Below are 24,057 nucleotides of genomic sequence, written 5' to 3'. Positions count from 1 at the left end.
GCTCGGCGTCCGGGCCGGGGGCGATGAGCGCGCGGTGCCGGGCGCGCTCCACCGGGTCGGTCACCGCCCCGGCGAGCGCCGCGTGCGCCGCGTGCCGCTCCCCCGGGTCGGCCTCGGCGTAGACGACGGCCGCGAGCAGCGGATGGGTGAACCGGACGACCTCGCCCGACCCGATCTCCACGATCCCGTCCCGGACGGCCGCCGCGACGTCCTCGTCCGCGCCGTCGCGCCCGGCCGCGCGCAGGAGCCGCAGCGTCGGGCGGGCCGCCGCGCTCGCGGTCAGCAGCGTCCGGCGCGCGTCCTCGGGCAGCGTGCCGAGCCGGTCGAGCATGAGGTCGCGCAGGCTGTCGGGCAGCGGGAGGTCGTCGTCGGTCGACTCCGGCGGCGACTCGGCGAGCGCGCGCCCGAGCTCCAGCGCGAAGAACGGGTTCCCGCCGCTGACCTCGTGCACGCGCGCCGCGACCGGACGCGGCCAGCGGTCGCCGAGCAGCTGCGACACCTCGGCCACCGTCAGCCCCGGCACGTTGATCGCGTGGACGGGGCCCGGGCAGAAACTCGCGTCGTACCGTCCGCGCTGGTCCACCCGGACGGCCACGAGCGCGCGCAGCGGCAGCCCGGCCGCGCGGCGCGCCACGAACGCCAGCAGCTCGGCGCTCGGGCCGTCCAGCCACTGCGCGTCGTCGATCACCAGCAGGACCGGCGACCGCGCGCACAGCACCCGGAACAGGTCCAGGACGGCCAGCCGCAGCGGCAGCGGTCCGCGCTCGGGCGGCGGGTCGCCCCCGCGCAGCAGCGCCGACCGCAGGACGGCCCGCTGGTGCCCGGGAAGCAGGTCCAGCACGTCGTCGCCGGTCGTGGACAGCAGGTCGATCAGCCCGAGGAACGGCAGCTGGCTCTCGGACTCGGCGGGCGCGCAGCGCAGGACGGTGTGGCCGGTGTGGTCGCCGGCGAGCCGCTCGAGCAGCGTCGACTTCCCGATGCCGGGCGGACCGGTCAGGACGACCGTCCCGTCGTCGCGGGCCAGGTGCTCCCGCGCCTCGCTGAGCAGGCCCGACATCCCCACGATGCCGGCGCCGCGCCGGGTGCGGCCGGGAACGACCGGTTCCACGACCACGAGCGCCTCGGTCGCCGCCCGTTCGGCGTCCTTGGCGTATCCCCCGGTTGGCCCTGCCGCACGGTCCATCTGGGCGGGTCCTCCGGTTGCTCATGGCCAGGCACGAGTTCCGCGCCGCGAAACTACTCCTCCCGCCGACCATGGTCAACGGAGAAGTCAGCCGTCACCCGCTCCCCGGTCGGGGGTGTCATTTTGGTGGATATCGTGCCGTAACCGCAGCAGAACGATCCCACCGGGGTCGGGTGCGCCGGACAGGGGCGGATCGGCCCGCCCGGCGCGCGGCCCGCCTCCCCCGCCCGCGAGCGCCCGGCCGCCGCCGCGTCCCTTCCCGCCCCGTCCGGTTCCGGCCGTTTCGCAAGCGCGGGCACGGCCGGTGTCCCGGCGCCGCAACCGGGTAGGGCCCGTCGGGGGATCGCGGGGGGAACATCGGGGGAGACAGCGGGGGAGACAGCGTGAAGGTGGACGCGTCGGCGCGTCCGCCCGGAAGCGGGCGCGCGGCGGGAAAGATCGAGCCGGGGGCGACGGCGCGTCGGCACGGGCCGTTCGCGCTGCTGCTCGCCGTCGCCGTCCTGGCACGCCTGGTCGCCATGGCCGGTTATCCGTCGACGCTGTGGTTCGGGGACTCGGGCGCGTACCTGCGCGGCGCCCTGGATCCGGCCCCGTCGGTGCTGCGCCCGAGCGGCTACTCGCTCCTGCTGTGGACGCTCCGGCCGCTGCACGACTTCGGCGCGGTCGCGTTCACCCAGCATTTCTTCGGGCTCATCGTCGGCGTCCTGCCCTACCTGGTGGTCTACCGCGTGGCGAGCGCCGCCCGGCCGCACCGGACCGTCCTGCCCGGACTCCTCGGCTGCCTCGCCGCCGCACCCGTACTACTGGACGCCTACCAGATCCAACTGGAGCACATCGTCCTGTCGGACGTGCTCTTCGAGGTCCTGATCGCCGCGGCGATCGCGGCCCTGCTGTGGCGCTCCGCCCCGTCCTGGCCCCTGGCCCTGGCCGCCGGACTGCTCCTCGGCGGCGCCGCCGTCACCCGGACGGTCGGACTGCCGCTCGTCGCCCTCGCGCTGCTCCTCCTGATCGTCCGCCGGGTGGGCTGGCGGACCGTCGGCTCCCTCGCCGCCGCGTTCGCCCTGGTCGTCGGCTCGTACGCCACCTGGTACCACGCCGAGAACGGACGCTGGGGCCTCAGCGGCACCGGCGGACTCTTCCTGTTCGGACGCGTCGCCGCGTTCGCCGACTGCGCCCGGATCCGCCCGCCCGTCGGCGAACGGATCTTCTGCCGCGACTGGACGCACGACACCCCCGGCATGGACGCCGCGTTCGCCGCGATGTGGGGCGTCCACACGCCGTTCCAGACCTTCCCCGGCGGCGCCTACGACCCGGACGCCAACTCCCTCGCCGCCGACTTCGCCCAGCGCGCCGTCCTCGCCCAGCCCCTCGACTACACCTGGACGGTCCTGGAGGACGCCGTGCGCGGCTTCGCACCGCGGCGCGCGAACCGTCCGACCGCGAACACCGTGGCCGAGTACCGCTTCCCGGCCCACTACCGGCGGCACGGCACCACCGTGAAGCCGTCCAGGCGGTACGGCGGCGTGACCGCCCGGCCCCGCGTGGTCCAGCCGTTCGCGCGCTGGATCCGCGCCTACCAGGACCTGGTCTTCCTCCCCGGGCCGCTGCTCGCCGCCCTGCTGCTCGCCGCCCTCGCCGGGATCGTCCGGCGTCCCCGGAGCCCGGCGCTCCTGCCGCTCCTGGCCGGTGTCGCGCTGATCGTCGTCCCGGCGGCCACCGCCGACTTCGACCACCGCTACCTGATCCCGGCCGTCCCGCTGCTGTCCCTGGCCGCCGTCCTCCCCTGGGTCGCCGGGGAGGGGGAACGCGCCGACGGCGGGCGGCCGGGCGACGAGCGTCCCGACCGCCTCCGGGCGGCCGGCTAGGGCAGGAAGCGGAAGCTCCACGCCCACTCGGGCGCCCCGGCCGCGCCCGCGTGCGGCTCCATGTAGGCGTGCCGGCCGTGGCAGTCCTTGTCGCTGAACAGCTCCACGGTCGTGCCGGTGAGGTTCTTGAACCGCGAGCCCATCTCCGCCAGGGAGTGGCACGGCCCGTCCGCCTCGTTGTGCAGGCGGAAGTCCTTCTGTCCCGACCGGTACGTGAAGTCCCCGACCGACGCGGACGCCGCCGTCGCGGTGCCCAGCGCGACACCCGCCGCGCAGCCGAGCGCCAGTGCACCCGTCAGCACCTTCATGGTCCTGCCCGTCGTTGTCATGCGTTCTCCTCTTTCCAGGCAGGCGGAAGGCACCGCCCGCGGTTCGTGTGAGGCAGCCCCGTGCGACGACGCTGCCGTCGGGGAGAGATGCGCCGCGGCCCGAACGGCTGGTGGCGGCTAGTGGTCGAGGTGGGCGAACACCACGAACCGGTGGCTGTCGAACCCGCGTGGATAGCAGGTCACGAGCGTCACCCAGCCCTCGGTCGCCGCGCGTCCCGGCTCCATCGGGACGGGCGCGAGCACCCGGCGGTCGCCCGGCAGGATGATCTTCGTCCCGGTGACCCGGTAGACGTACCGGCGGTTCCCGGAGACCAGGACGACCGGGTCGTCCCGCGTCAGCTCCTCCAGGTCGCCGAAGGGCGCGGCGCCGGTCGTCCGGTGTCCGAGGAACACGGCGTTGCCGACCTGCCCCGGCCGCGCCGTCCCCGGGTAGTGGCCGACGCCGCGCTTGAGGTTCGACTCCGAGACCCCCTCGCGCACCCGGCCGTCGAGGCGCAGCCTCGGAATGATCAACTCGACGCGCTGCCGCGCCCGCGCGCCCGGTCCGGGGCGTGCGGTGACCGACGCGGCCAAGGCGGGAGCCGCCGCGGCGTCCACGGGCGCGGCGAGGCCGGCCCAGCCGAGGACACCGGCCGCCGCGCCGGCGAGAAGCTGTCTGAGCTGCACGTACTCCTCCTGCTGTTGCGTGGGGCTTTAGCCACCGGGGCGCGGACCCCGCGGCCGGACGGGCCCGGCCACAGCGACAGCGCACCGCCGCGCCGGGCTCCGAGAGGATCGGACCCGGCCGGACGGTGCGCTGTCACGGGACGGCGAGGGGCCGGGGCGCTCGCGCGCCCGGCCCGCTCAGGTCACGAGAGGCCCGGGATCGCCTTGCCGCCGACGCTGAACGGCAGGCCCTCGATCGGGAGCCGCGGCGGGACCTGCGGGTCGTTCGGGCCGGAGTCCGACCCGGGCACCGGGATCCCGACGCTGCGGACCAGCTTGCGGACGGACTTGGCCACCGGCGGCATCCCGTCCGAGCCGGACCCTCCGCCGGGCGGGTTGGCGATGCCCTGGTGGACGGCCGTGCCCTGGTGGGCGGACGTCCCGGAGGCGGCGTCGGCGAAGGCGGAGCCGGTGGACAGGCCCATCCCGACGACGGTCAGGCCGCCCGCCACGAGCGCGGCGCGGCTCACGTTCTTGGCCCAGTTGCGCATGATCTGCTCCTTCGGAGGTTCGGCGGAACGTCGTCCACGCCCGTCTGTTCGGGGACCCGGGCGTTCGAGGCCGACCATCGCCTGTTCGAGTTTTCGGTGGCTGCGCACGCCCGATCCCTGGGGACGACCGCGTGCGGACCGTGCGGCGGCGGGCCGGGGCATGTGCCTTGGACCGCGCATTCGAAGGAATGCGGCGGCCGGAGCCCCGCTTTCACACCGTCACTCGTCCGGCGCCGAGAACCGTTGCCGGAACCCGCAGCCATGACAGCACAGTGTGCCACTCGAAGCATGGTCCGGACGGACAACGCGCCGCATTGAGGAGACAATCGAAGCGGTCCCGTGAGTGCCACTTCTGCCGGAAATGGACCGAGTTTCACCGACCCCCGGAAACCAAGCCGACTTGATCAAGACCAGAGGTTACCCAGGCGCGTGCGACCGATTGTTCTACTGTCGCGACTTTTGCGTTCCGACCGGAAATGCCCGAGCCGCCTGAAGAGCACTCCTGCTCAAGGCAACGGTTTCGCAAAACGCGTTTGTCCATCCTGCCCTGAGGTGAGGCTGTGGGGTGCGATGGTCGGACGCTGTGGCGCGGTTCGCGTCGGCGGCAACGCAACAACAGTTGAATGGAGAACTCATGCGCAAGCGACAGGCTGCTGTGGCCCTCCTCGGCGGCGTGGGTTTGATCGCGCTGATGTCCGGGCCGGCCATGGCGGGCGACAAGCCGCCGCGCAACCTGCAGATCATCGGCATCCAGACCTGCCGCAGTGTCGACGTCGCCGGCATCGGTGCCGCCATCCACAACCTCCTCGGCATCGAGGACGAGCACGGCGACTGCGTGAACGGCGGAAACCTTCAGAAGGTCAAGGTCATCAAGGGTCGCTGACCCGGCCCGTCCGAGGCGAGGGTGCGGACGGGGCCGCCCGGGCCTCCTCCGCACCCTCGCCGTCTGTCCGACATCCGATTTGTCCGGTACCCGCCACCGGGACCACCGGACCCGCGCACACGTGAGGCGCGCCGAGCCCTCCACCTGACGTCCCTCGTGCTCGGCGCCGCAGCCCTCTTCATTCGCCCTCGGTCACCATCAGAACCCGGACTCCCCCTCTTTGGGCAAGGCGAGGATGAGTCAACCCATGGGCGGCCCGGAACAGCCGGGCGAAAGCGACCAAGGCAGGACGCTTTGGTGCGCGATAGGCGAGGGGGCCCTCGGCGGGCTGCTCGCCGCCCTGCTCGCGCTCTCCTTCTGGTACCTCATTCCCGTCCCGCCCCCGACCGCGGCCGAACGCTGGCTCGCCGTCATCGCCACCGCCCTGCTCGGCGGAATCGCCTCGGCCACCGGAACCGTCCGCCGCAAGCCCCGTTGAGGCCGCACACCCCCGACAACGCCGGAATCCCCTGTCCGCACGGGGCTCACGGCGCCGTGAAGAACGAAGGGGTGGCCGGAACCCTCCCTTTTCTTGAATCGCCGCTCGCCACTCGGCCGATTCACCTACGATGCGAAGGCGCGTGCTGACCCACAGGGGGGTGGGTACCACACGGTCAACGTCTCCACGCGGAATTCCACGCGACCCGCCAGCGATCGGTATAAGGGCCGTCCGGCATATCGCCGTCCGGCCGCCGACACAGATCTTCGAGAAACGGACCAAGGGCGTGTTTCCGCCTTCGCGGCGAATTCCAGCCCTCCCTTCCCCGGTTCCGGGCCTCGCGTCCAGTCCGTGTTTCCACCGTCAGCGCCCGCCGCCGTTCGCGGCCGGGCGGTCCGCAGCTCAGGTCGTCCGGGGGGCCGATCTATGTCCTGGATTTCCGACTGGTTCCATCGTCCGGCGCTCGTCGCGGACCCGGTGCCGAGCCGTGTCGGCGGGCCTCCGGGGACCGTCGCGCCCGACCTGCCCCGGCTCCGCCTGGGGCCCGGCGCCGACCGGACGACGATGGAGGGCGGCACCCGCCACCTCGAGGAACTACAGGTCGTCGTCCTGAAGCTGTCCGGGCTCCGCTGCAGCCTCCAGGTCCCCGACGACGGGCCGCCGTTCCTCAGCGTGTGCCGGGCCGAGGCCGTCCGGATGCGGCAGACCGTGTGGTGCGAACCCGCGACGCTGCCGCCCGCCGTCCCGCCCGACGGGACGGCCGTCTGCTGCACCGACGCGTCCGTCGACACCTCGTGCGGGTTCGTCTGGGAGGCGGGGCGCATCGCGCCCGCGTACGAGGTCTTCGAGGCGGCGATCCTCGTCATCGCCGGCATGACGGCGTCTCACCCGTCCGGGGGACCGGCCCTGCGCTGATCCCCTCCGCCGGGGGAGTCGGCGGGGCGGGGCGAGTCGGCAGGGTGGTCCCTGTTCGAGATCGCCGACCGGTGCACAGAACGGACCACACCTATGAACGCCAAGAAGATCGCCGTGCTCGCCCTCGCCGCCGCCGCCGCGGCCGGCACCGCCGCCGTCACCACCTCGGCCTCGGCCGCCACCCCGCGCGAACCGTCCGCGCGTCCCCGGGCCGAGGTCGCGAGCGTGGTCGGGTCGGCGGAGATCCGCCGCACCTACCAGCGCGACGACGACGTCCGCGCCTTCACGATCGACGCGCACGCCGCGCCGTACACCCGCCCGCTCCCCCGCCCGGACGGCGGGCCGGGGCTGCCGGGCGCGCCGAACGACGCCACCGGCACGGTGACGGTGGCGCACACGAGCGTCGTCCAGGGCCGGAAGGTCACCTTCACGGCGAGGGCCGCCGTCGACTCGCTCGTGACCGCGCCCGGGTACGCGTCCCTCACGGCGGTCGTCACCTGGACGAGCCCGGGCGGCCCGCCGTGGGTCGGCAAGCGGCTCGGGTTCAGCGTCTACGACGCGGGCAAGGACGCCCCGGGCCGTTCCCACGACCGGCTCGGCTACTCGTGGGAGTTCGTGAACCTGGCGAAGGGCGCCGACGGCTCCTGGAGCGACGAGACGCCGGTCGGGACGGCGATGGCGCCCGCTCCGTTCGCCCCGGTGACCAGGGGCGGCTTCACCGTCACGCACGCCGACCTGCCGCCCGTCCCTGGCAACTGACCGGGCCGCGAGACCCTGCTGACGCAGGGGAAAGAGCCACCTACCAGCGCGGATACATCTCGCCGGAAGCGTCCTCCGAGGGCGGCCGCGTTCGGGCGTGGCGGGCGCGACGCAGGCCAGTATTCGGTGTACGCCGCGCGCGACCGCCGAGGATCCGGCGCCGCGCGGCCCAGGCGCCGGTGTTTCGCGTCTCCCGCCCGAGGAGGACATGTGAGCTCGCTGGACCCCTACTGCCCGGACTGCGGGGCCGCCGTCGCACGGCCGCACACCGACGGGTGCGCGATCGCCCGCTGCCTCTACCACGGCGGACGGCGGCTCGCCTGCGGAAGCCATCACCGGGCCGACCTCGAGCTGGACCACGCCTGCGGCCGGGACACCTGGACGGGGCAGTGGCCCGGCGAGGCCGAGGCCGAGGAGTTCGGCTGGTGGGCCTGCTGGGACGGTCCCGGCCCCGAGCGCGGCTGGGACTACCAGGGGCAGGGCTGGGTCCAGGTCCCCGCGGGCACCCCCGGCGCCGTCCCGGACCTCGACCGGCTCCGGACCGAGGCGCGCTGGGACCGCGACGCCCTCCGCTGGGTCCGCCGCGTGAAGCACTGACCCTCGCCGGCACGCCCCGGCCCACCGGCGCCTCGTGAGGGGCGCGGGTGGGCCTGGACGGAGCGGGTCAGTGGCGTGGGGGGCAGAGCCGGCGGGCGATCCGGCGGGCGCAGAAGCCGGTTCCGTGGACGAAGCGCATGACGGGGCCGAAGCTCGCGGCGGCGGCCAGGCCGGTGAAGAACAGGCCCGGGACGGACGACTCGAACCCGGCGTCCAGCTTGGGCGAGAGGCCGATGCGCGTGATCTCGCGGCGGAGGCCGGGCGAGAGGATCCCGACCCGGTCGACGTCCGGGACGAAGCCGGTCGCGGCGAGGACGTGGTCGGCGTGGAGGAGCCAGGGCATCCCGGTGTGGTCGACCGTGGAGAGCGTCACCCGGCCGGCGACGAGGTCGGCCCCGGAGAGCCGCTGCCCCGGCCGGACCGCGACGCCGCCCTCGAAGCGGTCGCGCAGCCACCACGCGCCCGCGGGTCCGAGCGTGTTCTTGACGATCTTGGCGCGGGCCGCGTCCGAGAGCAGCCGCGTGTACTGCGGGCGCTCGGACCACACCCAGGTGCGCCAGCCGCGTCCGAGCCCCGACCGGGGACCGCGCAGCAGGCGCGTCAGCGGGGACCCGCCGCCGCCCGGCGTCGCGTTCCACCTCAGCCTGGTGGTGCGGGTGATCAGATGGGGCTCCGCGCCGTGCTCGGCGAGCAGGACGGCGGTCTCCAGCGCCGACTGGCCCGCGCCGACCACGGCGACCTGCCGTCCCTTGAAGACCGACAGGTCGCGGTGGTCGCCGCTGTGGCTGCACACCTCGCCGGGAAGGCCCCGCAGCTCGGGCGGCATGTCGGCGAACGCCCCGACCCCGATGCCGAGGACGACGTTGGCGGCGGAGATCACCTCGCCCGTCTCCAGGGCGACCTCGAACCGGTCGCCGGTGCGGCTGACGTCGGCGACGAGCGTCGGCTCGACGGGCAGCCCGGCCTCGCCGGTGAACCACTCGCCGTACGCGGTGAACGTGTCGAGCGGGATGGGCTCACCGGTGCGCCAGCCCGGGCGGAAGTCCAGGAAGCCCGTCCCGGCGTCCGGTGAGCTGAGGCTGGACGCGAAGGGCTCGGACTTCAGGAACATCCCCTCGGGCATGTTGGAGTTCCAGTAGTGCATGGGCGTGCCGATGATCCGGCACTCCATGCCCGCGCTCCGGAGGTGCGCCGCCACGGAGAGACCGTAGGGGCCCGCGCCGACGACGACGGTCTCCACCTTGGACGTGCTCATTCCTGGACTCCGTTCACTGAGGCGGGGTGCGCTGGTCGCGGCGGTCCGGCCCCGCCACGGCGGACACGGCGGACGCGTCGGGCGTGCCGGGCGTGCCGGGCGCGTCATGCGTGGCGGGCGTGGCGGATGTGTCGGGCATGTCCGGCTCGTCGGACGATCGGCGGGTGAGGCGGCGGGCGATGCCGCCGGCGGTGGGCAGTCCGCGGACGGCCTTGCGCGCCGCGACCCGCAGGCTCTGCCGGACGAGCGTCGTCATCGGGGCGAGGTCGTCCGCCGCGAGCCAGGCCAGCTCGCAGTCGCGCAGCGCGGCGAGCCCGTGGGGCCGGGTGGCGGCCATCAGCGGCAGGTAGTGGTTCTCGACGAGGATCTTCCGGCCGTACACCGGGCGGACCGGCGGGACGGGCCGTCCGGACGCCAGCAGGTGCAGGACGCGGACGAGGTCCTTCCCCCCGCGGTCGGTGAACAGCCGGAACTGGGCGCCGAGCCGCGGGTTGTAGTCGAGCAGGCTGTAGGTGTCGTCCCGCTGGTCGTAGCGGAAGTCGAGGTCGGCGGGGCCGGTGTAGCCGAGCCGCCTGGCGAGCGCGCGGACGTGGCGTTCGAGGCGCGGGTTGGGCAGCCACTCCCCCACGACGGTCGCGCCCGTCCGGCGCGGGTAGGCGAGGCGCTTCTTCCCGACGCCGCCGAAGAGCAGGTTCGACTCGTCGTCGAAGTAGCCCTGGAAGAACCAGTCGTGCCGGGTGTCGCCGACGATCTGCTGGAAGATGACCGGGCCCGCGGCGCGGTGGTCCGGGGTGAAGGAGAGCCGGAGCAGCGCGCGGGCCTCGCGGAGATCATGCGCCAGGGTGGTGCTGCGGGCGCCGCGCGGGAGCATCCACGGGCGGGACCACTTGGCGATCACCGGGTAGCCGAGCGCGTCCAGGTCGTCCGGGGAGACGTGCGGCCCGGCCGGGACATGACTGGACGGGACGGGGACGCCGACGCGGCGGCAGCATTCCAGCAGCGCGGACTTGTCCGCCACGTCGGCGGGGGCGCGGCTCATTCCCGGAAGCCGGAAGAGGCCCGCGAGCGTGTTCCGGTGGTCGGCGGAGAAGAGCGCGGCGGCGTCGTCCATCGGGATCAGGAGCGGTGGCCGTCCGATGTGGCCGGCGACCCGGGCGAGGTGGCCGATCAGCCCGGGCGCGTCGGCCGGGTGCGGCCCGAACGCGTGCGCCCCGCTCAGGTAGCGGGACCGGCTCACGGGGCTGGCGCGGCCCTCCAGCAGCGCGTGGACCTCGATCCCGGCGCGCCCGAGGGACCGGACGGCCGCGAGCGTCCCGTGGTGCAGCGGATAATGGTTGGTGCGGAAGAGAAGCACCGGAAGCCCGGTATCGAATTCGGGCACCGAACGAGTGCCGAGAAGCGTGGACCGGTATGCCGCTTCCGCCAAGATTCACCCCGATTCGAGGTTGGTAAAGAGTTTTCCATTCGACGGAACCCACGGTTCGTCAACCAAAGTCGCCGGGCATATTCTAGGCATGAGGAACGGCTCCGCGCGTGCAGACGGCCCGCGTTTCGCCCCACCGAGACCCAGGTCCCCCAAGATTTTGGGGGCGATCTCACTGACCTCGGTCACCGTTTTCCTCGCCCTTGGCGTCGGCACGTCCTTTCATGAGACGAGGCGCTCCGCCGACCAGACGCCGCACGCCGTTCCGCTCGGCGCGTTCCTGGGGTCGGGGAGCGAGGGCGTCCGGGCCATCGGACGCTTCCAGCGCTGGCTCGACTCGCCGGTGGACGTCGGCCACACCTATCTGCCCGGCAACACCTGGAGCGACATCGAGGGCTCACCCGGGGTGCTGCGGCCCTGGCTGGAATGGAAACGCGCCAACCCCGCGAAGCTCCTGGTCCTGAACGTCCCGATGCTGCCCCACAACGAGGACGGCGTGGACGACGAGAACGTCTCCCGGGGCCTCGACCGCGGCGCGGACGGCGCCTTCGACCGGCACTTCCAGGAACTGGCGACGCGGATGGTCTCGGGCGGCGCGGCCGACGCGATCATCGTGCCGGGCTGGGAGATGAACGGCGACACCTATACCAGCAGATGTGCGCCGAATCCGAATAAATGGCGTTCCTACTGGCGGCGGATCGTCACGACGATGCGCGCGGTCCCGAACGCCCGCTTCCGTTTCGACTTCACCGCCACGCGCGGACGCGACACCATTCCGTGGCCGACCTGCTATCCCGGCGACGATGTCGTCGACATCATCGGCTCCGACAACTACGACCAGCCCGCGGGCGCCGACTTCGACCAATTCATCCAGGAGCCCTACGGCCTGGCCGAGCAGGCGCGCTTCGCCACCGACCACAAGAAGCCCATGTCCTTCCCGGAATGGGGGATGTTCCGCAATTCCGACGACCCCGGCTTCGTGAAGGGCATGTACGACTGGATCTCCACCCACCCGGTGGTCTACGAGACCATCACCGACTACTGCCCGCACGGGGTGTGGGGCTGCGGGCAGAACCCGCGCTCGTCGAGGGAGTACCGGAAGCTGTTCGGCGGACGCGGCCTCACACCCACACCGACGCCCACGCCCACGCCCACGCCTTCGACGCCATCGCCTTCGCCTTCGGTGTCTCCGACCGATCCGGCGACGACGGTTCCGACACCGGCCGTGCCCGGGGTGCAGACTCCCCCGGCGACGCCACCCGTCGTCCCGCCGACGGGCGTCGTCCCGCCGGTGACGGCTCCGGCGACGCCCGCGGCGCCGCCGGTCGTCCCGGCCCAGACGGTTCCGGGGCCGTCGACGCAGGTGCCGTTCCTGCCTCCGCACCTGAAGGAGCTTCCCAAGGCGTCCACACCGGCGACGCACGCGACTTCGAAGGCACCCGTCAAGCCGGTCGCGCCTGACGCGAAACCGCTGGTCAAGGCCATCGAGAACGCGTCGGCGACGGTACCGGGGAGCTCGGGCGGCACGGCTTGCCCGGTACGTCCGCCAGGGACGGAGCAGACGCGTCCGACCGTGCCTCCTGTGGTCACGGTCCCGGCGCCGAAGCCGCTCGCGCCGGACGCGGCCCCCGTTCCGGCCCCGCTCGTCCAGCAGCCGGCGGCCGCCACGCCGTCACCCCAAGCCCTCACACCGCCGGTGCCGCCCAGCACCGCCGCCACCGCCGCCACCACCACTGCGGGGGCGGCGCGGTTCAGGCGGACCTGCTAGCTGACCGGAACGGGGCTGCTCAGCGCCGGCGCGTCGGCCGTCCCCATGGCCACGGCCAGGGTGAGCGCGCACAGCCGCGACTGCGTCTCGACCATGTCGAAGTCGCGGACGAGGACGCCGGCCGCCTCCGCCTCGTCGGCCAGCAGGCCCGGATCGCGAAGGCGACGGATGATGGCCTGCGCCAGCGCGTCCACGTCGCCGCAGGTCACCAGGGCACCGACCTCGGACGTCACGACCTCGGCCAGGCCCGGGATCCGCGACGCGACGACGCTGCGCCCGACCGCCAGCGCCTCCAGCGCGACCAGCGGAAGCCCCTCCCAGCGCGACGGCAGCGCGACCACGTGCGCCGCCGCGAGCCAGTCGCGCGGGCCCGTGACGTCCGGGAGGAACCGCACCCGGTCGCCGCCGCGCCGCCGCAGCTCGTCCAGGGCGTCGCCCGAGCCGACGATCGCGAGCTCGGCGTCCGGGCAGGCCGCGGCCACCCGGTCCCAGGCGGAGAGCAGGAGGTCCTGGCCCTTCTGGCGGGTGACGCGGCCGAGGCAGACCACGAGCGGCGCGTCCCGGGGGAACCGCAGCCGCTCCCGTGCCAGCTCGCGTTCCCGCTGGTCGGCAGGGGGGAACCGGGTGAGGTCGACGCCGTTGCGGATCGTCCACAGCCGTTCGCGGATCCGCTTCTCGACGCCCTGCCGCCGCTCGCCGTCCCCGACGCAGACGATCGCGTCCGCGCGGTGCGCGGCCCTCCGCTCCCACCACGCGCTCGCGTGGGCGAGGACGCCGCCGCCGGACAGCCACGACCAGCCGTGCGGCTGGAAGATCACGGGACGTCCCGGGGCGACCCCGGGCAGCCGCCCGGCCAGTCCCGCCTTGGACGAGTGCAGATGGACCACGTCCGGGCCCACGGCGCCGATGATGCGGCGCAGCCTGCGCGCCTCGCCCAGCATGCCCGGCCCGGGTGAGCGTCCCGCCTCCCACACGTGGTGCGGGACGCCCTCGCCCCGCAGGTCGGACGCGAGCGTGCCGTCCTGCGGGCTGGCCACGAAGACCTCCCATCCGCGCCGTCGCTGCGCGGCGACGGTCTGGACGAGGTACCCGGCGACCCCGCCGGTCGTCGGCTGGGAGACATGGAGCACCCGCAGCGGACGGTCCTGAGGCCCGATCCCGGCCCCCGCCGCCGCGTCTTCCCCGATCATGAGGTGCGGGCCCGGTGCCTCAGCCGCGTCAGCTCCGCGCGGGCGGACACGAGGCCCAGATATCCGGCCGACCGGGCCGAACGGCACAGGACGATCCGCTCGTTCTGGATCAGGTCGGGCCGCCATTTGAGCTTGTAGTCCTCCTGGCCGCGCAGCAGGCTCAGGAACGGCAGGCCGCCCCGGCACGCCAGGCGCAGGTCGTTGCCGAGCAGCATCAGCGCCACGTCCATGCCGCCGGTGCGCAGGTCGGGCACGGCGCCGTACAGGTACGCGCCGACCCAGTCGGGGCCGATCACCGCGAGGTCGGCGGCGACCAGCCGTCCCTCGCGCCGGTACTCGGTGAGCGCCGCCTGCCCGGACGCGATCATCGCGGCCGCCGCGTCGCCGAGCATCGCGGCGAAGCGCGGACGCAGGTGCTCGGGGTTGATGCCGCGTCCCTGCCACTGCCGCCGGTGCAGCCCCAGCAGGTCCGCGACGCCCCGCCGGGCGTCGGCGGGGGCCGCCTGCCGGACGTCCAGTCCCAGCGCCTCGATCTTCCGGAGCCGCGCGCGGATCTTGCCCGCCGCGCGGCGCGGGAACCGGGCGCAGAACTCCTCGGGCTCGCACGCCGGGAGCCGCAGGCACACCGAGGACGGCACGCGCCGGCCCGGCCGCGGCCAGTGCTCGGCCAGCGCCCCGGCCGACCCGTTCGGCATCACCTCGGGGAAGTCCAGGACGCTCCAGCCCGGCTCGTCCAGCAGCGCCTCCACCAGGCGCCCGACCGCCGCGGACGCGTGCTCGGTGTCGACGAGCACGTCGGTGTGGTCGCTCTGCGCCGCGGCCAGCGGCGCCAGGACGCGGTGCCCGTGGCGCCGCCGCACCATCAGCGGGGCCAGCGCGATCAGCCGGTCGTCCCGCCAGACCGCGACGAGGCGCAGCCCGCCCGGACGGCCGTAGTGCCGCCACCACGCGGCGTTCCAGGCCAGGGCCTGGAACGGCGTGGCGCGGCTGCGGTCGTACAGGTCGTTCCAGCCCTCGCCCAGGACGTCCCACGCGGTGTCGTCGCGGTGCACCTCGGTGCGCCAGCGGGCGGTGTCCACCCGGGAGAGGGACGGGTGGAGGTTCACTTCTCGTCCTCCGCGGCGGGTCGCTCGACCCGGTTCCGGCGGGACGAACGGGACGAGCGCGACGCCCCGCTCCGCCGCGTCTGGGCCCGTCCGCCGGTCTCGGACGGCGCGTCCGGAACCGCCTCGGTGTCCCAGGCGCGCCCCTGCCTCCGGCGGCCCGCCGACGCGGGCGGCCAGCGGAGCCCCGCGAGCGCGGCCAGCGCCGCCAGCAGCCCCCCGGACGCCGCTCCGACGGCGATGTCGAGGAGGAGCTTGGGCGAGCTGGCGGTGGTCGGGGCGAGCGCGTTGCTCATCAGGATGACCCGGACGCCGGTGTCCGCCTGGTGACCCGTGCCGTAGCGGACGAGCGCGGCGGCGGCGGCGTTGGCCAGGGTCGCGGCCCGGCGCGGCTCCGGCGCGGTCGCGGTCAGCCGGATGAGCGGCGTGTCCGGCGAGGTCGACGTGCGCAGCCGCTTGGCGGCCGACTCCACCGACGTCCCCCACGGTGCCGGGACGGGTGCCCAGGTGAGCGTCTCGGGCAGGTTCGCGAGCCGCCCGTACGCCTGCGCGTAGTTGACCGCGTCCGCGCCGGAGCTGTGCTTGTCCGGCGCGACCAGCACGTTCGCGGACGCCTCGAACGCGGGCGGGGTGAGCAGCCCGTACAGGGTCCCGGCCACCGCGCCGAGCACGATCACGGCCATCGGGAGCGCCGCGCCGCGCATCGGGTCCGCGGGCCCGCGCGCCCGCCCGCCCGGTGGCGGGGGGCCGGTGTCCGGGCCGCCGTCCGCCGTCCGGGTCTTGGCCGTGGTCATCGATGTGCCTCCTCGGAAGTCGTCATGCGGCCGGGCCGGTCGACCTGGTAGAGCGCGACCAGCCGGGCGACGAGGCCGTCGATCGCGTAGGCGCGCGCGGCGGCGGCGCAGGAACGCGCCGTGACCGGCAGGTCCCCGAGCTCGCGGAGCGCCGCGGCGTAGGCCTCGGCCGTGCCGGGCACCCGCCGGACGGGCGGCTCGTCGCCCTCCGGACCGGGCGGGCGCCCGGCGAGGTCCTGGAGGGCCGGGCAGGTGGTGTAGATCGTGGGAAGCCCGTTCGCCAGGGCCTCCAGGACGCTGAGCCCGAAGGTCTCCTGCTCGGAGGGCGAGGCGAACACGTCCATGGCGGACAGGTACGCGCCGACGTCCTGCCGCGCGCCCACGAAGAGGACGCGGGCCCCCGGCGCGGACGCCATCGCGTGCAGCCGCAACGCGTCGGGACCGTCCCCGACGACCAGCAGCTTCGCGCCCGGCACCCGCGCGACGGCGTCGATCAGGACGTCCACGCGCTTGGTCGGGACGAGGCGTCCGACCGTCCCGACGACGAAGTCCCCGGACGCCAGCCCGAGCCCGTGCCGGACGCGTTCCCGCGCCCGGGGGTCGAAGGCGAAGGCCACCGGGTCCAGCCCGTTCGGGATCGTGACGACCCGCCGCGCCGGAACGCCCCAGTCGCGCAGCCGCCGCTCGACCGTCGGCGACACCGCGACGGTCGCCGAGCCGAGCTGCTCGCTCGCGCGGTACAGCATCCGCACGGGCCAGGTGGTGTCCCGGCCCTCGATGTGGCGGTCACCGAGGGAGTGCTCGGTCGCGATGATGCGCCGCACCCCCGCGATCCGCGCGGCGACGCGTCCGTACAGGCACGCCCGGTAGAGGTGCGTGTGGACGGCGTCGTAGCGTCCGCGCCGCATCAGCGACACGAGCCGGGGCAGGACGGTCAGGTCGCGGTTGTGGACCATCCCCAGGTCGTGCACGGGGACGCCGAGACCGCGCAGCTCGCCCGCGAGCGTGGTCGGCCCGGCCAGCGTCGCCACCTCGCACTGCACGGGAAGGTGCCGCGCGAGCAGAACGAGCTGGTGTTCCGCGCCGCCCAGGCCCAGCCCGGTGATGAGGTGCAGGACGCGCGTCATTCCGGCTTCCTCTGCCGGAACCGGTGGCGGGCGAACTTGAGCCGCATGCGCAGCGGGTCGTCGCGTTCGCCGATGTAGGTGCGGGCGAGGGCGTGCCGGTCGGCCCCCGATCCCCAGATCGCGCACCCGTAGTCGTAGCCCGCGTCCCGGACGGCGTCCACCACGCGCGGCGTGACGTTCCCATAGGGGTAGGCGAAGCCGGCGACCGGCCTCCGGAGCAGTTCCTCCAAGTGCGCGCGGCTCTCCCGCAGCTCGCCGGCCAGGTCGTCGTCGTCGGCGTCGGGAAGCGAGAGGTGCCGGACGCCGTGGGACGCGACCTCCATGCCCGCGTCGGCCACCGCGCGCAGCTGCCCGGCGTCCATCAGGCGCTTGCGCGGGCCGTCGTCCCAGGAGTTGGCGCCGCCGATCTCCCCGGACACCATGAACACCGTCGCGGTGAACCCCAGCCCCCGCAGCACCGGGACGACATGCCGGACGAAGTCGGCGTAGCCGTCGTCGAAGGTGAGGCCGACCATCCGCCGGTGCCGTCCGGCGGCCCGCGCGGCCAGCAGCTCCGCGACGCCGACCCCGCGCAGGCGGCTCGCCTTCAGCCAGCGCATCTGCCGCTCGAACCGGCTCGGCGTGACCGTGATCAGATGCGGGTCCTCGAGGTAGTGGTCCACCGAGTGGTACATGAGCACCGGCGGCATCCGCCCCGCCCTGTCCGTGTGCGGACCAGGCGAATCGGCCGCGTGCGGACCCGGCGAATCGGCCGCGCACGGACCGGGCGAGTCCGCCGGGCGCGGACCCGGGCCGCCGGGCGGCTGGTCCCTGGTCGTCCACTCGATGCCCATCAGCCGATCACCCTTCGCATGGCCGGCGGTCGTTCCGCGGGCGGAGCCGATCCGGCCTCGCCGGCTCCCCCCGTTCCGGTCTCGGGCTCGTCCCGTCCCCGCAGAAGCTCCGCGGCCCCGATGACCAGGGCGAGCATCACCGTCATGACCAGCGGCACCGCCACGCCCCCGACCACCAGCCGGACGAGCGGCGCGGCCTCCCCGGCCACCAGCCACGTCACCCGCTCGGCGCCGAACCCGGCGGCGAGCGCGCATCCCGCGCCGACCACCAGACGCCGTCCCAGCAGGACGAACCGGATCGGCGCGACCCTCCGCCGCACGGTCACCAGTTGCAGGACGGCGGCGACACTGATCCCGGCCGCGTTCCCCGCCGCCAGCGCCCCCGCGCCGTGGCTCGCGCCGAACAGCGCCGCGACGCCGAACGTGACCGCGAGACCGGCGAGCATCGCCAGCGGCGTCCGCCAGCCTCCCCGCCGTCCCGCCGACAGCGCGCGGACGCTCACCCCCAGGACGCACTGGGCGAGCAGCCCGAGCGCGTAGATCCGCAGGATGTGCGCCGTGCTCAGGGAGTCGGCGCGGGTGAACGCGCCGTGCTCGAACATCACCCGCGTGATCAGCGGCGCGAACGTCCACAGGTAGGTGATCGCGACGAGGATCAGCAGCCCCACCACCGTGAGGTCGCCCTCGACGCGCCGCCGGAGCCGTCCGGCGTCGTCGTCCAGGTGGGCCCGGACGAGCCGGGGGAACGTCACGGTCGCGACCAGCAGCGCGAGGACCATCGGCACCTGCGCGACCTTCTGCGCGTAGTTCAGGTGGGAGATCGTCCCCTCGGGCAGGCTCGATCCGAAGAACCGTTCGACCAGCACCTGCGCCTGCCGCGCGACCGTGAACGCGACGACCGGCGCCACCGCCGCGAACCACACCTGGCGCGCCGCCGTCCCCGGCGCCGGTTCCGCCTCGGGGACGGCGGGGACGTCGGCGGCTTCGGCCGCCGGTCCGCTCCCCCCGCGCAGCACCCGGACGAACGCGGGCACCTGGACGAGGACCATGAACAGGCTGCCGCACGCGACCCCGAGCGCCGCGCTGGTGATCCCCCACGCGTTCGCGAGCGTGACCAGCATCGCGAGGATGCCGACGTTGTAGGCGAGGTAGATCGCGGCGGGCGGCCCGAACCGGTGGTGCGGACGCAGGATCGCGCTGATGAACCCCGCGACGCCGAACGTCAGGACGGTCACCGCGGTCAGCCGCAGGCAGACGACCGCCTCGGCCCGGTCCGTGACGCCGGGCGCGGCGATCCGCACCAGCCACGGCGCGAGCAGCATCACGGCCACCGCCAGCACCGTCAGCACGAGGATCAGCCGGGGCGCGACCCGCCGCACCAGCCGCGGCACCCCGTGCGGCCGGAGCATCGCCCGCGTGACGACCGGGACCATGACGAGCGCCATCGCGTCCTCGATGAGCAGCGGCGACACCGTCTCCGGGACCGTCCAGGACACCAGGAACGCGTCCGTGCGCGGCCCGGCGCCGAAGTGGTCGGCGAGCAGCAGGTCCCGGACGAACCCCATCCCCGTCCCCGCGCACACCAGCACCGCCGAGAGCGTCGCCGCACGTCCGACCGAGAGCCGCTTCCCGGCCTGGACCTCGGGCCTCACCCGAGCGTCGGCGGCGGTCACCACGCGCCCTCAACCGAGGCCGAGCCGGAGGCGGGGGCGGGGGCGGGGGCGGGGGCGGGGGCGGAATCGGAGGCGGAGGCCGGGCCAGAGGCCACGGGCCAGGTGTGGCGGGCCGCCAGCCCCAGCACGATCCCCACCAGGACGGTCGTGGGCCCGCCCATGTCCGAGTACAGGAAGTTGACCGTGATCGAGGTCGTGGTGCCCACGCATAGCAGCCAGTGCCCGTCCACGGCCCTGCTCCGGCGCCACAGTCCGACCTGCACCGCGCCCAGGGCCAGCACGAACGCCCCCGCCCCGAGCAGACCCTGCTCGGAGAGCATCAGCAGGTACTGGTCGTGCGGCGACAGCAGCGGCTCCCGGACGAACCCGGTCACCGAGTCGGCCGTGTCGCTGGCCCCCGACAGCCGCGGCGGCGCGTACGCGTCCCGGAAGACCGGGAAGTTCTTGATGCCGACGCCGGTCACGGGGTGGTCCTGCCACATTCCCTCGGCGGTCCCCCACAGGGCGTACCGGTCCCCGACCGAACGGTCCGGGTCGTTGACGGAGTCGAGGATCGACCGCGTGCGGGTCCCGATCGTCCCCGAGCCGATCCCGAACCCGCCGACCACGACGGTCGCCAGCGCCAGCGCGCACAGTCCGAGCCGGAAGGCGAGCTTCACGTCGAACCGGACGAGGACGACCAGCAGGCCGGCCAGCGCCGCGATCCAGCTCCCCCGGCTCAGCGAGCACGCCAGCCCGGCGGCGAGGACGGCCACGACGCCGAGGAGCAGCGCCCGCCGCCGTCCGTCCCGGGCGGTGAGCGCGAGCGAGACGGCCATGACCAGCGCCATCCCGCAGACGGTCGCCATGGCCATGACGTCCAGCGCGCCGAACGTCCCGACCGCGCGGATCAGCTTCCCCGCGTACGAGGCGCCGTCGTGCGTGACGGTCTGCCAGACCCCCACCAGGGCCTCGACCGTGCCCAGCGCCACGACCGAGCCCACGACGACCGACACGTCCCGCCGGTCGCGGACCGCCACCATGACGGCGAGCGGCACCAGGACGAAGACCTGCGTCTGCCGCACCCACCCCACCAGGCTCGTCGCCGGTTCCGGGGAGAACTCCGTCGAGAGCGCCGCCGCGACGACGACCCCCGCGATCACGAGCGTCACGGCCACGGGAACGCGCACGCGACCGCGCATCCACAACGCCCCCGCGATCACGACCAGAACCAGACTGACCGCGTCCCCCGGTGAGGCGTGCGTCGTCCCGGAGGCGACCGAGTCGTCCCCCAGCGGGATCGCCACGCTCAGCACCGTGGCCGCGACCAGCCACGACGGACGCCGCCACCAGGCGGAGCCCCACGAGTGCGGTTCGCCGTCCCGCGCGGGAAGGGCCTGCCAGGAGGGGCTGGAGGACCGTGTGAGCCGACGCCGTCCCCCCGGCGCGGACCGCGTGCCGGTCATGCGGCGAGGGGCCGGGGGTCGGGGCCGGTCCGGGCCTGCGGGGTCATCGCCCGGTCACCGGCCCTCCCGGACCATCACGGCCCGGACGGTCATCAGCAGGATCCGCAGGTCCGCCGCGAACGACCAGTGGTCGATGTAGTAGTTGTCGTAGCGCACCCGGTCCTCGATCGAGGTGTCGCCCCGCAGCCCGTTGACCTGCGCCCATCCGGTCATCCCGACCGGCATGCGATGACGCAGCCCGTAGTTCGGGACGGTCCCGCCGAACGTCGCCACGAAGTGCGGGCGCTCGGGACGCGGCCCGACCAGGCTCATGTCCCCGCGCAGGACGTTCCACAGCTGCGGCAGCTCGTCCAGCGAGGTCTTCCGCAGGAACCGCCCCACCGGGCCGACGAGCCGCTCGTGGTCCACCGACCAGCTCGTGTCGGCGTGATGCTCGGCGGTCGGACGGACCGTCCGGAACTTCACCAGCGTGAACTCGCGTCCGAGCAGTCCGACGCGGCGCTGCCTGAACAGCACGCCGGGCCCGCCCTCGAGCCGCACGGCGATCGCGCACAGCGCCATCGGCCAGCTCAGCAGCACGAGCATCCCCGACGCCACGACGACGTCGAACATCCGCTTGCCGCGCCGTCCGAGCGTGACGCGCCCGGCGTCCAGCACGCGGGCGACCGGGATCCCGGCCAGGTCTTCGCGTCCGCGCGCCCCCGCCGGGACCAGGCCCGGCGCGGTCACCACGGCCCAGACCTCGCCGGTGGCCCGCGCCGCCGTCCGCGCCGTGGCGTCCAGCTGGACGGGGTGGACGCCCTCGCAGACCAGCACGGCGACCCGGGCGCGCGTCGCGTGCAGCGTCCGTGTGAGGTGCGGCCAGTCCCCCGCGGCGGCGGCCGGAAGGGCGGCGTTGTCGACCTGGCCCGGATCCAGCCGCGCCGTCACGGCCAGCCCCAGCTCGGGACGCCGGTCGAGATGCTCGGCGATGCGGTCCGCGACCGCGCCCCCGCCGATGACGACCGTCGCGCGCAGCCGCGCCGGCCTGCGCCGGAACCGCCGCGCCGCGTTGAACACCGGGAACCGTCCCGCGAGGGCCAGCACCGACGCCACCAGGACGAACTCCAGCATCCGCAGTGTCGCGAGGGGAAGCGTCGCCGGCGCGGGCGGCAGCAGGACGCGGCCGACGGCCAGATCGGCCAGGAGCACGCGGGTCACGGTCGGCACGACCTCGTCGACGAGGCTGAGGCTCCGGCGCGGACGGTATCCCCCGGCCGCGACCTGCAAAGCCACGAGCACCGTCCCCGTGAGGACGGCGCGTACCGGATCTCCGGTCCGCGTGAGGGAGAGGCCCGCCGCGACCGTGAAGTCCAGCAGCGAGAGCGTCAGGCGATAGCCGGCCGCGGGCAGTCGCAGCGTGAGGCGGGGGGTGCGCCGGTGGGCCGGAGGGCGGTGCTCGGTCCCGAGCACATGGTCCTGGAGGACCGGCGGGCGAGTCGTGGTCCCCTCGGCTGTGCCGAGCGCCGCAAGCCCTTGAGCTCCCAAAATCGACGTCCTTTCCGGGAACGGAAAAGCCTGGACCTGCGAGCCGTCCGCACACGGCGGCGGGGTGAACGGCTCGCCGTCGCGCCACCTTTCGGACTTCGGCCTGAACGAGGCGTCCCGGGCGGTACGGGCGGACGACCGCGGGGACGCCCGATTTCCTCCGGGAGTTCCCTCGCCCGGCTTCACGATCCGCTGGCGAGCCTCACACGGAGGCCGGGGACGACACGCGCCCGCCACGGGTCCTTTGACGAATGCCGCAGGGACGATGGAACAGCGTTGACCGACGGGGAATCATCCCGGACAAAGCGAAAACCGGGCCGGGGACGAGCCGAACTCGCCCCCGGCCCGGTCAAGGCCTGGATCAGTGGCGGTAGCCGCCCCAACCCTCACCGAAGCCGTGGCCGTGGTGGCCGTGGTGGCTGTCGGCCGTAGAGCCGTTGTTGCAGTTGCCGGCCTCGTTGTCCTGAGCGAGGACGTTGTGGAGGATGACACCGATGACGGCGCCGACCTCAACCGAGCGGCAGGTCTGGACGCCGATCCCCTGGGCGTCCGACGAGTGGGACGAGTGGATGTTCGGGACCGGCTCGTCCCACGCCATAGCCGGGGAGGCGCTCATCAGCACGCCACCCGCCGCCAGGGCCATGAACCCTGTCGCCACCAGTCGCTTCATACCGAAGCCCCTTCTGTGCACAGTGGAATTTCGACCTAGTGCCCGTTCTTGCAGGCTGGGCACCACGGACACTCAACACGTTGAGCCCGCCGACTTCCACCATCATCAGAACGATTAGCAGGTCGCTCACCATTTCTTGACTTCCCAATGACGAACGCCCCGGACGCAAATCTCTCTTTCTCCCCACCAACCCACACGACACGACATCCCGAGGCGCTCCCCGCCGCTCGGCACGCCACCCCTCGACAATCCACCACAACCCGCCTGAGGTGCGAAAACGCTCAACTATCTTCGCACTTCTTCCGTTCCGTGCCGCGATCGTTCCCGACGCCTCCGGAGATCACCCTCTCCCTTTTGCCCTAGAGACCGGAATACATGGCGTTACGCCCCCGTCCGTCAAGGCACCGGCTCCCGACGTCCAACACTCCACCCCCGGCCGCGCAACGGAACAGCGCAGGAACGCACCCCACCCGGCACTTTTCGCATATCGCACTTCTCGCGACAGCACGGGCGTTCCGCTTTCTTGGCCTGATCAGGTAGTTGTCATGCCATATGCCGGGAATTCACTCTCAGGTCGGAAGCATGTCGCATCTGCGACTGCCCGGATCAGAAGGAGCACACATGGGAGCGACGACTCGACGGAGCATCGCCCTTGCCATCGCCGGCGTCGGCCTGAGCGGCGTGACCCTGCTCTCCTCCGGCGCGGCCGAGGCGGCGACGCCCGCCGCCGCGTCGAAGGCGACGGCGGTGACGGGCTGGAGCAGCCCGGTCTGCCGCTACAGGGTGGCCCCGCGCATCGGACTCCACGTCCGGGTATGGCCCAACAGCTGGATCATCGGAGCCCTCAAGCACAACCACCACGTGTACGCCAAGAAGTGCCGCAACCCGCGCGGCTGGGTGAGGCTGCGCGGCGGCGTCCGGGACGACCTGCGGCACCACTGGGTCTTCCGGCGGTACCTGCACCGCGAGCACTTCTGCTGAGCCGCGGACACCCGGAGCTCCAACCTTGAGTTCCGGACTCGACCGGGCGGCCGGAGGACCACG

23 protein-coding genes are annotated in these 24,057 nt (G+C 73.9%); 8 read left to right on the top strand and 15 right to left on the bottom strand.

Annotation, left to right across the window (positions count from 1 at the left end; genetic code table 11):
- Positions 1-1,183 (bottom strand): AAA family ATPase (locus EBO15_RS29200; protein ID WP_147481696.1); only part of this gene is annotated, 1,183 nt, incomplete at its 3' end.
- 383 nt (positions 1,184-1,566) lie between these two features.
- Between EBO15_RS29200 and EBO15_RS29195 the strand changes: the two genes are divergently transcribed.
- Positions 1,567-3,048, top strand: a complete 1,482-nt coding sequence (locus EBO15_RS29195) for a hypothetical protein (protein WP_122197675.1) — start codon at positions 1,567-1,569, stop codon at positions 3,046-3,048.
- Here EBO15_RS29195 and EBO15_RS29190 read toward each other — a convergent pair.
- From EBO15_RS29190 to EBO15_RS29180, 3 genes are all read right to left on the bottom strand, one after another.
- Positions 3,045-3,377: a hypothetical protein gene (locus EBO15_RS29190; protein WP_147481695.1), complete on the bottom strand. Its 333-nt coding sequence runs from the start codon at positions 3,375-3,377 to the stop codon at positions 3,045-3,047. The two genes, EBO15_RS29195 and EBO15_RS29190, sit on opposite strands and share 4 nt — an antisense overlap.
- 117 nt (positions 3,378-3,494) lie before the next feature.
- On the bottom strand, positions 3,495-4,043 hold the full coding sequence (locus EBO15_RS29185; protein ID WP_122197673.1) for a class E sortase: 549 nt from the start codon (positions 4,041-4,043) through the stop codon (positions 3,495-3,497).
- Between the two features lie 182 nt (positions 4,044-4,225).
- The gene (locus EBO15_RS29180; RefSeq protein ID WP_122197672.1) at positions 4,226-4,573 is read right to left on the bottom strand and encodes a hypothetical protein; all 348 of its coding nucleotides are present in this window, start codon (positions 4,571-4,573) and stop codon (positions 4,226-4,228) included.
- Positions 4,574-5,207: 634 nt separating this feature from the next.
- Here EBO15_RS29180 and EBO15_RS29175 point away from each other — a divergent pair.
- The 5 genes from EBO15_RS29175 to EBO15_RS29155 all read left to right on the top strand — a co-directional run bounded on the left by EBO15_RS29175 (position 5,208) and on the right by EBO15_RS29155 (position 8,205).
- Positions 5,208-5,456: a hypothetical protein gene (locus EBO15_RS29175; RefSeq protein ID WP_122197671.1), complete on the top strand. Its 249-nt coding sequence runs from the start codon at positions 5,208-5,210 to the stop codon at positions 5,454-5,456.
- 247 nt (positions 5,457-5,703) lie between these two features.
- Positions 5,704-5,934, top strand: coding sequence for a hypothetical protein (locus EBO15_RS29170; protein ID WP_122197670.1), 231 nt, complete (start codon positions 5,704-5,706; stop codon positions 5,932-5,934).
- A gap of 426 nt (positions 5,935-6,360) precedes the next feature.
- Positions 6,361-6,849 (top strand): hypothetical protein, encoded by a 489-nt coding sequence (locus tag EBO15_RS29165; RefSeq protein ID WP_122197669.1) that lies wholly within the window; start codon positions 6,361-6,363, stop codon positions 6,847-6,849.
- 93 nt (positions 6,850-6,942) lie between these two features.
- Entirely contained in the window at positions 6,943-7,608 is a 666-nt protein-coding gene (locus EBO15_RS29160) for a hypothetical protein (protein ID WP_122197668.1), read from the top strand.
- A gap of 210 nt (positions 7,609-7,818) precedes the next feature.
- Positions 7,819-8,205 carry a hypothetical protein gene (locus EBO15_RS29155; RefSeq protein ID WP_122197667.1) on the top strand — a complete coding sequence of 129 codons (387 nt, stop codon included), beginning with the start codon at positions 7,819-7,821 and terminating at the stop codon, positions 8,203-8,205.
- Between the two features lie 67 nt (positions 8,206-8,272).
- Here the strand turns inward: EBO15_RS29155 and EBO15_RS29150 are convergent, their stop codons facing one another.
- Both EBO15_RS29150 and EBO15_RS29145 read right to left on the bottom strand, forming a co-directional pair.
- Positions 8,273-9,460, bottom strand: coding sequence for an NAD(P)-binding domain-containing protein (locus EBO15_RS29150; protein ID WP_122197666.1), 1,188 nt, complete (start codon positions 9,458-9,460; stop codon positions 8,273-8,275).
- Positions 9,461-9,473: 13 nt separating this feature from the next.
- Positions 9,474-10,841 (bottom strand): carboxylate--amine ligase, encoded by a 1,368-nt coding sequence (locus tag EBO15_RS29145; RefSeq protein ID WP_147481694.1) that lies wholly within the window; start codon positions 10,839-10,841, stop codon positions 9,474-9,476.
- Positions 10,842-11,043: 202 nt separating this feature from the next.
- Here EBO15_RS29145 and EBO15_RS29140 point away from each other — a divergent pair, with 202 nt between their 5' ends.
- Positions 11,044-12,651: a glycoside hydrolase family 26 protein gene (locus tag EBO15_RS29140; protein WP_199744879.1), complete on the top strand. Its 1,608-nt coding sequence runs from the start codon at positions 11,044-11,046 to the stop codon at positions 12,649-12,651.
- Here the strand turns inward: EBO15_RS29140 and EBO15_RS29135 are convergent.
- The 9 genes from EBO15_RS29135 to EBO15_RS29095 all read right to left on the bottom strand — a co-directional run bounded on the left by EBO15_RS29135 (position 12,648) and on the right by EBO15_RS29095 (position 23,013).
- A complete protein-coding gene (locus EBO15_RS29135) occupies positions 12,648-13,841 on the bottom strand; it encodes a glycosyltransferase (protein WP_158628379.1) in 1,194 nt (397 codons plus the stop codon). The two genes, EBO15_RS29140 and EBO15_RS29135, sit on opposite strands and share 4 nt — an antisense overlap.
- Positions 13,838-14,947: a GNAT family N-acetyltransferase gene (locus EBO15_RS29130; protein WP_122197663.1), complete on the bottom strand. Its 1,110-nt coding sequence runs from the start codon at positions 14,945-14,947 to the stop codon at positions 13,838-13,840. Before EBO15_RS29130 ends, EBO15_RS29135 begins: the two co-directional genes overlap by 4 nt.
- Entirely contained in the window at positions 14,944-15,738 is a 795-nt protein-coding gene (locus EBO15_RS29125) for a YveK family protein (protein WP_122197662.1), read from the bottom strand. Before EBO15_RS29125 ends, EBO15_RS29130 begins: the two co-directional genes overlap by 4 nt.
- The gene (locus EBO15_RS29120; RefSeq protein WP_122197661.1) at positions 15,735-16,865 is read right to left on the bottom strand and encodes a glycosyltransferase; all 1,131 of its coding nucleotides are present in this window, start codon (positions 16,863-16,865) and stop codon (positions 15,735-15,737) included. The genes EBO15_RS29125 and EBO15_RS29120 overlap by 4 nt, the downstream gene beginning before the upstream one ends.
- Positions 16,862-17,554, bottom strand: coding sequence for a polysaccharide deacetylase family protein (locus EBO15_RS29115; protein WP_122197660.1), 693 nt, complete (start codon positions 17,552-17,554; stop codon positions 16,862-16,864). The genes EBO15_RS29120 and EBO15_RS29115 overlap by 4 nt, the downstream gene beginning before the upstream one ends.
- A 143-nt stretch (positions 17,555-17,697) precedes the next feature.
- The gene (locus tag EBO15_RS29110) at positions 17,698-19,371 is read right to left on the bottom strand and encodes a lipid II flippase MurJ (RefSeq protein ID WP_147481693.1); all 1,674 of its coding nucleotides are present in this window, start codon (positions 19,369-19,371) and stop codon (positions 17,698-17,700) included.
- Positions 19,368-20,816 carry an O-antigen ligase family protein gene (locus tag EBO15_RS29105; protein ID WP_122197658.1) on the bottom strand — a complete coding sequence of 483 codons (1,449 nt, stop codon included), beginning with the start codon at positions 20,814-20,816 and terminating at the stop codon, positions 19,368-19,370. Before EBO15_RS29105 ends, EBO15_RS29110 begins: the two co-directional genes overlap by 4 nt.
- A 54-nt stretch (positions 20,817-20,870) precedes the next feature.
- Positions 20,871-22,343, bottom strand: a complete 1,473-nt coding sequence (locus EBO15_RS29100) for a sugar transferase (protein ID WP_158628378.1) — start codon at positions 22,341-22,343, stop codon at positions 20,871-20,873.
- Positions 22,344-22,704: 361 nt separating this feature from the next.
- The gene (locus EBO15_RS29095) at positions 22,705-23,013 is read right to left on the bottom strand and encodes a hypothetical protein (RefSeq protein ID WP_122197656.1); all 309 of its coding nucleotides are present in this window, start codon (positions 23,011-23,013) and stop codon (positions 22,705-22,707) included.
- A gap of 621 nt (positions 23,014-23,634) precedes the next feature.
- On the opposite strand from EBO15_RS29095, the gene EBO15_RS29090 reads away from it, so the two are divergent.
- Positions 23,635-23,994 (top strand): hypothetical protein, encoded by a 360-nt coding sequence (locus EBO15_RS29090; protein WP_122197655.1) that lies wholly within the window; start codon positions 23,635-23,637, stop codon positions 23,992-23,994.
- The last annotated feature ends 63 nt before the right edge of the window (positions 23,995-24,057 follow it).

This window comes from Actinomadura harenae (genome assembly GCF_003696215.1).
GTDB lineage: Bacteria > Actinomycetota > Actinomycetes > Streptosporangiales > Streptosporangiaceae > Spirillospora > Spirillospora harenae.
Note: the sequence above shows the minus strand (reverse complement) of the source record. Positions and strands in the feature narration are given on the sequence as shown.

Bases quoted from the DNA above. Each gene is read 5' to 3' on its own strand.
- EBO15_RS29190 (WP_147481695.1), bottom strand. From the start codon at position 3,377: ATGACAACGACGGGCAGGACCATGAAGGTGCTGACGGGTGCACTGGCG.
- EBO15_RS29180 (WP_122197672.1), bottom strand. From the start codon at position 4,573: ATGCGCAACTGGGCCAAGAACGTGAGCCGCGCCGCGCTCGTGGCGGGC.
- EBO15_RS29175 (WP_122197671.1), top strand. From the start codon at position 5,208: ATGCGCAAGCGACAGGCTGCTGTGGCCCTCCTCGGCGGCGTGGGTTTG.
- EBO15_RS29170 (WP_122197670.1), top strand. From the start codon at position 5,704: ATGGGCGGCCCGGAACAGCCGGGCGAAAGCGACCAAGGCAGGACGCTT.
- EBO15_RS29165 (WP_122197669.1), top strand. From the start codon at position 6,361: ATGTCCTGGATTTCCGACTGGTTCCATCGTCCGGCGCTCGTCGCGGAC.
- EBO15_RS29160 (WP_122197668.1), top strand. From the start codon at position 6,943: ATGAACGCCAAGAAGATCGCCGTGCTCGCCCTCGCCGCCGCCGCCGCG.
- EBO15_RS29150 (WP_122197666.1), bottom strand. From the start codon at position 9,460: ATGAGCACGTCCAAGGTGGAGACCGTCGTCGTCGGCGCGGGCCCCTAC.
- EBO15_RS29135 (WP_158628379.1), bottom strand. From the start codon at position 13,841: ATGATCGGGGAAGACGCGGCGGCGGGGGCCGGGATCGGGCCTCAGGAC.
- EBO15_RS29125 (WP_122197662.1), bottom strand. From the start codon at position 15,738: ATGACCACGGCCAAGACCCGGACGGCGGACGGCGGCCCGGACACCGGC.
- EBO15_RS29120 (WP_122197661.1), bottom strand. From the start codon at position 16,865: ATGACGCGCGTCCTGCACCTCATCACCGGGCTGGGCCTGGGCGGCGCG.
- EBO15_RS29115 (WP_122197660.1), bottom strand. From the start codon at position 17,554: ATGCCGCCGGTGCTCATGTACCACTCGGTGGACCACTACCTCGAGGAC.
- EBO15_RS29105 (WP_122197658.1), bottom strand. From the start codon at position 20,816: ATGACCGGCACGCGGTCCGCGCCGGGGGGACGGCGTCGGCTCACACGG.
- EBO15_RS29095 (WP_122197656.1), bottom strand. From the start codon at position 23,013: ATGAAGCGACTGGTGGCGACAGGGTTCATGGCCCTGGCGGCGGGTGGC.
- EBO15_RS29090 (WP_122197655.1), top strand. From the start codon at position 23,635: ATGGGAGCGACGACTCGACGGAGCATCGCCCTTGCCATCGCCGGCGTC.